Origin of the sequence: Streptomyces indicus (assembly GCF_900100315.1) — a bacterium.
Lineage (GTDB): Bacteria > Actinomycetota > Actinomycetes > Streptomycetales > Streptomycetaceae > Streptomyces > Streptomyces indicus.
This window is the reverse complement of sequence record NZ_FNFF01000006.1, coordinates 82188-93956: the sequence shown is the minus strand read 5'-3', so window position 1 is coordinate 93956 and position 11769 is coordinate 82188. Positions and strand designations below refer to the sequence as shown.

The window sequence follows — 11769 nt, the reverse complement described above, 5'->3', positions numbered from 1 at the left end:
CGGTGACCACACCGCAGGGCACACGCCACGCCGACGGCGGCGGCAGCAGAGGCATGTTCCGCACCAAGACCGTCGAGCAGTCGATCCAGGACACCGAGGAGCCGGAGCACGCACTCAAGAAGTCCCTCTCGGCGCTCGACCTGACCGTCTTCGGTGTCGGCGTCATCATCGGCACCGGCATCTTCGTCCTCACCGGAAAGATCGCCAAGGAGACCGCCGGCCCGGCCGTCGCGCTCGCCTTCGTGGTCGCCGGCCTGGTCTGCGCGCTCGCCGCGCTCTGCTACGCCGAGTTCGCCTCGACCGTCCCGGTCGCCGGATCCGCGTACACCTTCGCGTACGCCTCCCTCGGCGAACTGCCCGCCTGGATCATCGGCTGGGACCTGATCCTGGAGATGGCACTCGGCTGCGCGGTGGTCGCGGTCGGCTGGTCCGGCTATGTGCGCTCCCTGATGGACACGGCGGGCCTGCACCTGCCGGACGTCCTCACCGGCACGCACGACGGGAAGTTCGGCTTCGACATCCTCGCCTGCCTGCTCGTGCTGCTGCTCACCGGCATCCTCATCGCCGGCATGAAGCTGTCCTCGCGCGTGAGCGCGGTGGTCGTGGCCCTCAAGGTGTCCGTCGTCCTGATCGTGATCATCGTGGGCGCCTTCTTCATCACGGGCTCCAACTACGACCCCTTCATCCCGCCCTCGCAGGCGGTCGAGGCCGGCAACGACATCACCTCGCCGCTGATCCAGCTGCTCTTCGGCTGGGCACCCACCAACTTCGGCGTGATGGGCATCTTCACCGCGGCCGCCGTCGTCTTCTTCGCGTTCATCGGTTTCGACATCGTCGCCACCGCCGCCGAGGAGACCCGCAACCCGCAGCGCGACGTCCCGCGCGGCATCCTCGGCTCGCTCCTCATCTGCACGCTGCTCTACGTCCTGGTCTCGATCGTCGTGACCGGCATGCAGAAGTACACCGAACTCTCCACGGACGCCCCGCTCGCGGACGCCTTCAAATCCGTGGGCCACCCCTTCTGGGCGGGCCTGATCAGCTTCGGCGCGGCGGTCGGCCTGACGACGGTCTGCCTGATCCTCCTCATGGGCCAGACCCGCGTCTTCTTCGCCATGAGCCGCGACGGTCTGCTGCCCAAGCCGTTCTCGGCCGTGCACCCCCGCTTCGGCACCCCGTACCGCTCGACGATCCTGCTCGGTGTGATCGTGGCGGTCGTCGCGGGCTTCACCTCCATCGACGAACTCGCCGAACTGGTCAACATCGGCACCCTGTTCGCCTTCGTGGTGGTCGCCATCGGCGTGGTCATCCTGCGCAAGCGCCGCCCCGACCTGCCGCGCTCCTTCCGCACCCCGCTGGTCCCGCTCGTCCCGATCCTGTCGGTGGCCGCCTCGCTGTGGCTGATGCTGAACCTGCCCGCCGAGACCTGGCTGCGGTTCGGCATCTGGATGGTCCTCGGCGTCGTCATCTACTTCGCGTACGGGCGCCGGCACAGCCGCCTCGGCAAGCACATGCCGCCGCGCACACCGACGGTCGACTGACGCGGGTCCACGACTCGTCGTACGACTCCCCGAACGACTCCCTCTACAACTCCCCGAACAACTCCCTCCACAACTCTCCGAACAACTCCCTCCACAACTCCCCGTCACGGACGGCGCATTCCGGCGTTCTTCCCGCGGCCCCGTATGTCCCGCTTCGGCGTGGACTGCGGGGCCGTTAGCTTGGCCCGTATGCTCGTCGAGCCTGCCGCAACCTCACGCTCCGTATCCGGACGGCCTGTTACCCGGCCAGGCGTCCCCCGGCCGCGTACCGCCTCCGACCGGGCACCCGCGCCCGCCGCGCCGTACTGGCCGAGACTCCTCGCACTCCTCGCGGTGCTCGCCTGCGTGACACGGATCCCCTCCTTCCTCTGGCCGGTGTGGAATCCGGACGAGGGCTTCCTGGCCACACAGGCCCGGATGCTGGCGGACGGCGGGCAGTTGTACGAGACGGTGGTGGACCGCAAGCCGCCCCTCGTGCCCTGGCTCTACCGGGGCGCGTTCGCCCTCTTCGGCGACGACTCCCTCGTTCCCCTGAAGATCCTCGCCGTCGCCGCGGTCTTCGCCACCGCGGCCCTGCTCGCCGCACTCGCCCGTCGCCGCTGGGGCGACGGCGCCGGGCGCACGGCCGGCGTCCTGTGCGTCCTGCTCTCCATCGGCCTCAACCCCGAGGACACCCAGGCCGCCACCTTCGAGGTGTTCATGCTGCCGTGCACCGCGGCCGCCATGTGGTGTGCGGACCGGCGCCGTTGGGGCGGTGCGGGGCTCGCGGTCGCGGCCGCCTTCCTCACCAAACAGACGGGCGCCGCGGTGCTGCTCCCGGTCCTCTGGCTCCTGTGGCAGTCGGACCGGCAGCGCGCCGCTCTCCTCCGCCTCGCCGCCGGCGCCCTGACCCCGGTCCTCACCGCGGCCCTGGTCACCACCCCCACCGGCTTCCTCTTCTGGACGGTCACCGGCTCCGGCGCGTACGCCTCCTTCACCGGCTCCGAACTCCACGTTCTCTTCCGGGCGTTGGGCAACACCGCCCTGCTCGCCGTGGCGAGCGCGGGCATCCTCCAGCCCGTGGCCCGCGTCCTGCGGATCGCCCGCACCGGAGCCACCGACCTCTGGCTCTGGCTCGGCTCATCGGCCGCGGCGGTCTGCCTCGGCTTCCACTTCTTCGGCCACTACTACCTCCAACTCGTCCCGGCCCTGGCCCTGTTGGGCACCGCGGCCCTCCAGATCCTGCCCCGCGACTGGCTGGCGACCGCCCTCCTGACCACGGCCTGCACCTGCGCCTTCTTCCTGCTCTGGGGCCTGATCGCCCCCCGCCCCGAACTGGCCCACGCGGCCCGCGTCGCCGCGGCCGTCCAGTCCCGCACCCCGCCCGGCGAACGGGTCCTGGTCTGGGGCATACACCCGGAGACGTACTGGCTGGCCGACCGCCCCCCGGCCAGCCGCTTCCTGACCGCCGGCCTGCTGACGAACTACAGCGGGGGGCGCAACGGGCCGCAGGTGGGGGAGAAGTACGCGGTGCGTGGGGCGTGGGACACCTTCCAGGGAGAGATGACCGGCCGACCACCGGCCCTGGTCATCGATGACGCACGCGGCAAGCCGTTCGGTGTGGAGCGGATCACGGGCTTGCGGAAGTTGCTGGAGCGTGGGGGGTATCAGCGGGTGGCGGTGGTGGGCGGGGCAGTGTTCTACGAGAGCGAATCGGCCCGCGGCGAACGGACAAGCCCCGTCACCGAATGAACAGGCACTGTCCGGAACCCAGCCGGGTGGTGTCGGGAAGCGGGCTTATGATGTGGCGATTCCGCAAAATTCCCGAGCTGAATGCCGGGCGTGCGACGGCAAGGGACGGTGACGGCAGGCCATGCGAGGCAGATCAGCGCGTGCGGCGGGCGACAGCCTTATAGGGGCCCCGCAGCCGGTGCAACCCCCTGCTTCCGCCATGGAGCTGACCGGGCAGTGGCTGGTCAACGGCAAAGACGGCCGACTGACCGCCTATGTCGCGGACGCCGATGGCCTGTACCGCTGGACCGAGGACCGGCCGGCTTCCGGGCAGTGGTCGGGACCAGCCTTCTTCCCCGTGTCCGGTCTGACCCACCTCACCGCGGTGCAGGGCGTCGACACGTATGTGCATTTCCTCGGGCGCCGCGAGCGCGCACATGCCGGGGGGCGCATCGACACCGACATCGTGCACGCGATCCAGTATCAATCGGGGCGCCCCGTCACAGAGTGGCGCTCATTGGGCAACCCGCACAGCGAACAGGACAGGGCGCGGCAGCTCGGCGCTCCCGCGGCGGTAACGGACGAGCGCGGCACGGTCTTCGTCTTCGCGCGCAACGCGGGCGGCGGCCTGATGCTGCGGCGCGAGGGCAAGACCGGCAAGTGGGAGCGGTGGACCGACCTGCGCGGTTCCGACCTCCTGGATCCACCCGTGCCGGTTGCCACCTCCGACGGCCGCGTCGAGGTTGTGGCGTCTACGCGCAACGGCGTGCTGCGCTGGGCGCAGAGCGAGCCGGACGGGCCGTTCGAAACGGGATCGCCCACGGGTATGCACGCGCTGCCCGGCTCCGGGGTGGCGCTGGAGACCGCTCCGGGCCGGCCCACGTACTACTGGACGGACGCCGGTCGCTCGGGAGTGGTGGCGCACCGTCCCGGCGGCTGGCCGATCCCGCTCGGCGGTGCGCCGGGCGACGGAGCCATCGCCGCCGTACGCACGATGCTCGACGGCTATGACTGCACGGTGCTCGCACAGCGAGGTCCAGGCGGCACCGTGGTGGTGGGCGTCTGCGGTACCGAGGCCGAACAGAACGGCGTGTGGTGGTCGGACACGGGCGTGGAGTGCGCGGGCGCGCCCGCTCTCGTCCGCGACGCCTACGGCCGAGTGGTGCTCGGAGTCACAGGCCGGGACGGTTCGCCTCGCGTCGTGCGCCAGGAGCAGGGCCCCGGGCTGACGCTTTCGCCGCGCTGGGAACAGCTGTAGAGCAAAGGCGCACGTGGCCAGGGGAGCGGTGGGGGCTCCGGCGTTCGGTTGGTCCCCACCTGTCCCCGTCGGCCGATGTTCCCCGGCCCCCTCAACGCCCCCCGGTGGCGGGCGACTTCTTGGCCGACTCCGGGATCTCGCCGTCCGCGCGGATCGCCTTCCACAGCGTGGTCGCCTGCGGCTCCGCGGCGACCACCCGGTTCGGGTCCCGCTTGTCGTACATGACCGGGAGCATGATCGTCTCCATGGTGGCCGGGTCGATGCCCTGCATGCTGCGGCCGAAGTCCGCGAGCGCGCTCAGCGAGGCCAGCTCGGAATCGGTGGTCAGGGATGACGTGAGGCTGTCGGCGATGCGATAGGTCTTGGTGGGGCTGCCCAGGAGGTCCTGCTGCTTGATCTCGCTCAGCAGCGCGATCATGAACTGCTGCTGCAATCCGATCCGCCCGAGGTCGCTGCCGTCCCCGACACCGTGCCGGGTCCGTACGAAGGCCAGGGACTGCGTGCCGTCCAGCTTGTGCGTGCCCTTGGCCAGGTCGAGGCCGCTCGACTTGTCGTGGATGTCCTGGTCGATGGTGACGGTGACTCCGCCGATTGCGTCGACGAGCTCCTTGAAGCCGGCGAAGTCGATCTCCATGAAGTGGTCCATGCGGACGCCGGACATCTTCTCGACGGTCTTGACCACGCATGCCGGGCCGCCGAGCGAGTAGACGGAGTTGAACATCACGCGCTGCGCCGAAGGGAGCGTCGACCCGTCCTCCTTCAGGCATGCGGGCCGCGTGACCAGGGTGTCCCGCGGAATGCTCACCGCGACCGCTGCCTTGCGGCCCTCGGGTATGTGCATCACCAGCGCGGTGTCCGAGCGGGCGCCCGCGACTTTGCCCGTGCCGAGGGAGGCGTTGGCGCCGGCACGAGAGTCGGAGCCGAGCACCAGGATGTTCTGTCCGGACGTCGGCAGTTTCTCGGGGCGGTCCCCGCCCAGAGCCTTCCCCAGGTCCACGCCTGAGATGTTGCCGTCCAGGCTGCTGTACAGCCAGTACGCGCCACCGCCCGCGCCGAGCAGGAGTGCCAGCAGGGACCACAGGACGATGCGGCGGATGCGCTGCCCGCGGGTGAGGTGCCGGCGTTCCCGGCCGCGGGGCTTCCTGCGGCTGGGTCGTGCGGGGCGCACAGCGGCAGCGTGGCTCATGACCGGTTTTCCCGTTTCTCGTGGACGCTACGAACGTTGCCCGGGCCGGTCCCGCGTGCTGCTGGGACCACTACGCCCGGGTGGTACCGGCAAGCGGCGGGCTCGAAAGTTGTCTGCCGTTTGTCGGGCCTTCACGCCTCAGACACACACTCGTGGTGAAGGGTTGTACGAAAGGGGCGGTGGGATACATCACCGTTCCGACCACGTCGTCGCCCGGTTCGGTCGCTGTATTTTTTAGTTCGATCAGATGTGAACATCCTGCGAACTGTCGACGTCGCAGGACTTAGCACTCACAAGTCGACATATCGAGACAAACAGGAACGACCCTTCGCGCGGAACCACCGGCACGACGCTGTGCCAGTCGTCCGCTCGAGGGGTCGTGGCAGGTGGATAGGGGGTTGCCGCATGGCGAGCGCGAGCAATCCGGAAGCGGGATCTCTGGTCGCGGCTTACCGGTCGGCGTTGCCGGCCGGTGCGCGGCGACGGATCGTGCGAGGTGTGCCCGTGCCGGTGAGGTCGGCGGTCAAGTCCTCGCTCGGGGCCGTGGACGCCATCAGGTCGGCCACGGTCGTCTGGGCCATGGGCGGACGGCGCAACGCTCCCCGCCACAGCGCCGCCTTTGCCCGCCGGGTGGTACGGGTCGGCCGCCGCCACATGCACGCCCTTCTGATCGACGGCGCTTCCGCCTGGGCCGCACAGGCACGCAACCTGCACATCCTCGTCAGCATCCTCGAGGCCGAGGGCATCGACTACTTCTGCATCCGCGGCAGTGCCGAAGGGGTGCCCACCGTCGCCGTGCCGAGCCGGCAGCGGGCTCAGGCGGAGGACATGCTTCGGCTGGCGTTCGAGGAAGCGCCCGGATACGTAGGGCCCCAGGGCGCCAGGGAAAGCCAGATGGAGCCCGGCGACGAGGCCAAGTCCTGGAGGCAGCTGCGCCGACAGCAGGTGCTGCGTGTCGCCTGGTACGTCACCGACCCCACCCAGCAGCTCGTGTTCGGCGCCGAGTCTGGCTGCGACGTCGAATTCTGGAGCGAGAAGGACGGCCGGCTGATCGCGCCACGGGCCAACAAGGTCGCCGACGATGTCCCGGCCTCGGCCCCGCGCAGGAGCGCACCGCAGGCCCTGTTCGCCCCCATTCCCGCCGCGTACGCCACCGGAGACGCGCAGACCCTCGCCGAGTTCGCCGTACGACTGCCCGACGACCACGCCTTTCCCATCGACGTCGTCTACACCTGGGTCGACGATTCCGACCCGCTCTGGCGCGAGCGCCGTGACCGGGTGCGGAGTGCGCTCACCGGTGAGCCCCTGCACGCCCAGGCCGCCAACGACTCGCGCTTCACCAGCCGCGACGAGCTGCGCTACTCGCTCCGCTCGCTGCACCAGTACGCCCCGTGGGTGCGCAACGTCTACCTGGTCACCGCGGGCCAGGCGCCTGCCTGGCTCAACCACGACCATCCGAACCTCCGCGTGGTGGACCACCGCGAGATCTTCTCCGACCCGGCTGCCCTGCCGACGTTCAACTCCCACGCCATCGAGACGCAGCTGCATCACATCGAAGGCCTGTCGGAGTGCTTCCTCTACCTCAACGACGACGTGTTCTTCGGGCGCCCGGTCAAGCCCTCCCACTTCTTCCACCCCAACGGGCTGACCAAGTTCTTCCAGTCCAAGGCCCTGATCCCGGCCGGTGACGTTGTCCCCGACGACCTGCCGGTGAACGCCGCGGGCAAGAACAGCCGCCGCCTCATCGCGCAGGAATTCGGCAGCGCCATCTCGCAGAAGATGAAGCACACCCCGCACGCGCTGCGCCGCAGCGTCCTCGACGAGATCGAGGAGGCGTTCGCACGCGAGCACCACATGACCCAGCACTCGCGCTTCCGCTCCCCGCGCGACATCCCGGTGGCGTCCTCGCTGCACCACTACTACGCGTACCACTCGGCCCGTGCCACGGTCGGCGATCTGCGCTACCAGTACATCGACCTGTCCGCCGATCTCGCCCAGCGCCGCCTCAACGGCCTGCTCGCCCACCGCAACTTCGACACGTTCTGCCTCAACGACACGGTCACCGCCGCGGATCCCGCCGCCCAGTCCGCAATGCTGGACCGCTTCCTGAACACGTACTTCCCTGTGCCCAGCCCATACGAGACGACCGGGCAGGTGCCGGGGATCGGGCGTAGGCGCGGGATCGAGGCGCAGGGAGCGCTTGCATGACGGCGTCCTTGACGCGTGCGGCAGGCGTCTTGCGCCGGCGTGCCCTCGCATTCCGCCGCCGCGTACGGGCCCTCCTCGCCGCGCTACGTGCCTGGTTCCTCCGCCGAGTGTTCCTGCCGATGCGCTCGCGCCGTGCAGCGAGGCTGCGGTACGCCGCGATCCTGGACGGCCAGACCGTCAACCTCCACGCTGAGCTGCCACGCAACGCCTCCCTCCCCGAGCGTGCCGAGATCGTGCTGGGGCGCGGGCGGCGCAGGTGGCGTACCGAAGCACGCGTGTACCAGGGAGCACAGGGCCGGGTGCTGATGGACGCTGCCCTGTTGCTCGGCGAGGAACTCGGCGGCGCACCCATGGCCGACGGCCGTGCGAAGCTCCAGCTCCGCGTGCGTCAAGGCCGCCGCTCCCGCCGCTACGCGCTGCTCCTGGTCGAACCGCCGGTGCCGTACGCGGGACCCACGAAGCCCATGGAGCAGTCTGCCGCGACGGGCGCGCGCCACCGCATCGGCCGCTCGTTCACCGGCAGCGCCCGGATCGTCACCCGCGCCGCACGTGCGTCGGCCGAAGTGGTCAAGGTCCACATGGACCACGCAGGCATCGTCGTGGACTTCCGGCTGTTCGGTTCACCGGGCCGCCCGGAGCAGGTGGAGTTCGTGGCGTCCGGCCGTGTTCTCGGCCGGCCGGTGGAGTTCCTGGCCCCCGACGTCGTAAGGGTGGCGGTGCCTCTGGGCGGAATGCCGCCGCGCCGCAACCGCCCAGACCACTGGGACGTGGTGGCCTGCTTCGGCAGGGGCACCCGGCTCCGTCTCGGCCGGCGGATTCACGACGTCCGCAACCCGGCCCGAGTCTTCGCGATACGCCAGCTGGCGATCACCCCTGAGGGCCTGGCGCCGATGATCGTCCAGCCTCGCTATACGCCGGCGGGCAACCTCCGCATCACCTGTACCCCCATGCCTGAGGCTGACTGAACCACCCATGAAGATCACCTTTCTGCTCACCACGGCCGACGCCGTGGGCGGCACCGAGCGGGCCGTGTTCAACCAGGCTTCGGAACTCGCGGCCCGGCACGACGTACGTGTGCTCAGCGTGTTCAAGAGCAAGCCCGCCCAGTTCTTCTCGCCCGATGAACGCGTCCGCGTCGACTACCTCATCGACGCCACAGGGCAGGGCCAGCGTCCACTGCGCCCCACCGGCGCCGACCCCGCGCTGTGGAACTCGCTCGCCGCCCAGCCCAGCGAGATCGTCGACCGCTCGTGGGAGAACGCCTTCAACCGGCTCACTGACCTCGAACTCGGGCTGGCTCTGCAGGACATCGACACCGACATCCTGATCACCACGACTCCCGCCCTGATGGCGCTCGCAGTCTCGCTCGCGCCGTCCCGTGTCGTCACCGTTCACCAGGAGCACCGCGTCTCCGAGCTGCGTGGCACCAGTGGCGAACCGCTGCGCCGTTACGCCGCCCAGCTGGACGCGCTGGTCGTGCTGAGCGAGCGCACCCGGGAATGGTTCGCCGAAACGCTCGGGGCCGGAGCGCCCCGGCTGATGGTGGTGCCCAACGCGCTGCCGAGCGGCTTCCGTCCGCGCTCCACCCTCGAAACCCGCACCGTCGTCATCGCGGGCCGCCTGGTCGGCGAGAAGCAGATCGACCACGCCGTCACCGCGTGGTCGACCGTGGCGCAGTACCACCCGGAATGGACTCTGCGGATCTTCGGCGACGGTCCGCTCAGCGGCGCCCTGCGCCGCCAGATCGATTTCCTGGGCCTGCACGACTGTGTCCAGCTCAATGGCAACTCCCCGCACCTGGCCGAGGAGTGGGCGAAGGCCAGCATCGCCCTGCTCACCTCGCGCAACGAGGCCTTCGGTCTCGTGCTCGCCGAAGCGCAGGCGGCCGGGGTCCCGGTGGTGTCGTACGACTCACCGAACGGGCCCCGTGAAGTGATCATCGACGGGCACACCGGAATGCTCGTCCCCGTGGGAGACACCGACAGTCTCGCCGCCTGCCTGCTGCGGCTCATCGAGGACGGACAGCTGCGCCACCGGATGGGCGCTGCGGCGATCGAGGCCGTCGCACGGTTCGCGCCGGACGAGGTCACCAGGCAGTGGGAGCAACTCTTCACCGAGCTGCTCCACGACCGGGACAGCGGCGGACGCGAGGTCGGCAAGGTCGAGCGCCGTGCCTATCACGCTCTGTACGCGGGCGCCGACGGCTCTGCTCAGGCAGCCGAGCCCGCACCCGCCAGCCTGGCCCGGGGCGGCGACCAGCGTGCGCTGGAGGCGAAGGTGGCCCGAAGGCACCGTGAACTGGTGCGCAGTGGCGGGCAGTTGTGCCGGGTAATTGGTTCGGAGACCCCCTGGGACATCGTGCAGGCCAATCTGGCCATCGCCGCGAACGTTCTGGAGAGCGCGAACATCCCCTACATGGTGGTCCGTGACTCCATGGTCCGGCACACCGTCGCTGTGCACGCCGACTACCGCAGCGCCGTACTCGAGGCCCTGTCCACCCGCTATGCCGAGGACGCGGTCTACGCCGCGCTCCTCAACGACGGCCAGAACGCCATCACCACCGTGCTGGCCGGACTCGCCGCCGTGCACAAGGACACACCGTGCTCCGGGGTCCGGGTGTACCAGAGCGCGGTGTCCACGTCGCGGACGATGCGTCTCGGAGCGGTGTACGGCTGCACCATCGCCTTCTGGGAGGACGACCCGGAGACTCCGGGAGTCAGCCTCTCTCCCACGCGCACCCTGGTCGGCGACCGGGTGCCGCACAGTGCCATGAACCGCACCACGATGACCCTGGGGGGCCGGCACTACCCGTCCATCGCGCCCTTCACACAGCCGCTGCACGGTGACGTGAACTTCCCGATCGACGCTGTGTACACCTGGGTGGACGGCGCTGACATCGGCTGGCTTGAGCGGAAGAACGCGGTGCTCGCCGCCATGGGCATAGCCACCGAGGACGCCGCCACCAGCGCTGCCCGGTTCCGTAACCGCGACGAGCTGCGCTACTCGCTGCGCTCCATCGACATGTACGCGCCCTGGATCCGCAACATTTACCTCGTGACCGACCGCCAGGTGCCGCCGTGGCTGGACACCTCGCACCCACGGGTCCGCGTGGTGGACCACAGCGAGATCTTCCGGGACCACAGCGCGCTGCCCACGTACAACTCGCATGCCATCGAGAGCCAGTTGCACCACATCGACGGGCTGGCCGAGCACTTCCTCTACTTCAACGACGACGTGTTCGTCGGCCGGACGCTGCAGCCGAGCGCCTTCTTCCACGGCAACGGACAGGCGAAGCACTTCATGTCGCCCACGTCGGTACCCATGTCCGCTCCGTCGTACGAGGACGAGTTCAACATCAGTGCTGCGAAGAACAATCGTGCTCTGATTCAGGCGTACTTCGGGCAGACGCTTGTGCACTCCTTCCTGCATGCTCCGCACCCACTGCGGCGCAGTGTGCTCGAGGACATCGAGACGCACTTCAAGGAAGCGGTGTACACGGTGTCCCGCAACCGGCTGCGCGATCACAGCGACGTGTCCATCGCCTCCTCCCTGCACCACTACTTCGGGTACTACACGGGCCGCAGCGTGCCCGGCGCGATCTCCTGCGGTTTCGTCAACGTCGGGCTGAGCGAGCACAAGTCGCGGCTCAACCGGATCCTCACCGCACGGCCCCATGACGTTTTCTGCCTCAACGATTTCCACGACGGAGATGTGTCGGAGGACGAGCAGGACGCCATCCTGCGGGCGTTCCTGCCGAGCTACTTCCCCGTGGCCAGCCAGTTCGAGGCCGGTTCGGCACGCAACCAGCGTGCACACGCCGGTTATCTGCCCGGGTGGCCCCTGTGACACAGACCCAAGCAGCCGACGGG

At 69.5% G+C, this 11769-nt stretch carries 7 protein-coding genes; 6 read left to right on the top strand and 1 reads right to left on the bottom strand.

Going from position 1 to position 11769, the window contains the following annotated elements:
* Positions 1 to 53 precede the first annotated feature (53 nt).
* The 3 genes from BLT97_RS17230 (at position 54) to BLT97_RS17220 (ending at position 4506) form a co-directional block, all read left to right on the top strand.
* Positions 54 to 1538 (top strand): amino acid permease, encoded by a 1485-nt coding sequence (locus BLT97_RS17230; protein WP_093611500.1) that lies wholly within the window; start codon positions 54 to 56, stop codon positions 1536 to 1538.
* A gap of 189 nt (positions 1539 to 1727) precedes the next feature.
* A complete protein-coding gene (locus BLT97_RS17225; protein ID WP_093611090.1) occupies positions 1728 to 3269 on the top strand; it encodes a glycosyltransferase family 39 protein in 1542 nt (513 codons plus the stop codon).
* Between the two features lie 199 nt (positions 3270 to 3468).
* Positions 3469 to 4506 carry a PLL family lectin gene (locus tag BLT97_RS17220; RefSeq protein WP_093611088.1) on the top strand — a complete coding sequence of 346 codons (1038 nt, stop codon included), beginning with the start codon at positions 3469 to 3471 and terminating at the stop codon, positions 4504 to 4506.
* A 91-nt stretch (positions 4507 to 4597) separates the two neighbouring features.
* On the opposite strand, the gene BLT97_RS17215 is transcribed toward BLT97_RS17220, so the two are convergent.
* Positions 4598 to 5692 (bottom strand): LCP family protein, encoded by a 1095-nt coding sequence (locus BLT97_RS17215; RefSeq protein ID WP_093611086.1) that lies wholly within the window; start codon positions 5690 to 5692, stop codon positions 4598 to 4600.
* A gap of 405 nt (positions 5693 to 6097) precedes the next feature.
* Here BLT97_RS17215 and BLT97_RS17210 point away from each other — a divergent pair, with 405 nt between their 5' ends.
* From BLT97_RS17210 to BLT97_RS17200, 3 genes are read left to right on the top strand one after another with little or no spacing between them, the layout of a single operon-like run.
* On the top strand, positions 6098 to 7900 hold the full coding sequence (locus BLT97_RS17210) for a stealth family protein (RefSeq protein ID WP_093611084.1): 1803 nt from the start codon (positions 6098 to 6100) through the stop codon (positions 7898 to 7900).
* Positions 7897 to 8865: a hypothetical protein gene (locus tag BLT97_RS17205; protein WP_245769382.1), complete on the top strand. Its 969-nt coding sequence runs from the start codon at positions 7897 to 7899 to the stop codon at positions 8863 to 8865. Before BLT97_RS17210 ends, BLT97_RS17205 begins: the two co-directional genes overlap by 4 nt.
* Before the next feature lie 7 nt (positions 8866 to 8872).
* Positions 8873 to 11746 (top strand): stealth conserved region 3 domain-containing protein, encoded by a 2874-nt coding sequence (locus tag BLT97_RS17200; RefSeq protein ID WP_093611082.1) that lies wholly within the window; start codon positions 8873 to 8875, stop codon positions 11744 to 11746.
* Positions 11747 to 11769: the final 23 nt, after the last annotated feature.

Coding starts and splice junctions, on each gene's coding strand:
- BLT97_RS17230 (WP_093611500.1), top strand. CDS start 54: ATGTTCCGCACCAAGACCGTCGAGCAGTCGATCCAGGACACCGAGGAG.
- BLT97_RS17225 (WP_093611090.1), top strand. CDS start 1,728: ATGCTCGTCGAGCCTGCCGCAACCTCACGCTCCGTATCCGGACGGCCT.
- BLT97_RS17220 (WP_093611088.1), top strand. CDS start 3,469: ATGGAGCTGACCGGGCAGTGGCTGGTCAACGGCAAAGACGGCCGACTG.
- BLT97_RS17215 (WP_093611086.1), bottom strand. CDS start 5,692: ATGAGCCACGCTGCCGCTGTGCGCCCCGCACGACCCAGCCGCAGGAAG.
- BLT97_RS17210 (WP_093611084.1), top strand. CDS start 6,098: ATGGCGAGCGCGAGCAATCCGGAAGCGGGATCTCTGGTCGCGGCTTAC.
- BLT97_RS17205 (WP_245769382.1), top strand. CDS start 7,897: ATGACGGCGTCCTTGACGCGTGCGGCAGGCGTCTTGCGCCGGCGTGCC.
- BLT97_RS17200 (WP_093611082.1), top strand. CDS start 8,873: ATGAAGATCACCTTTCTGCTCACCACGGCCGACGCCGTGGGCGGCACC.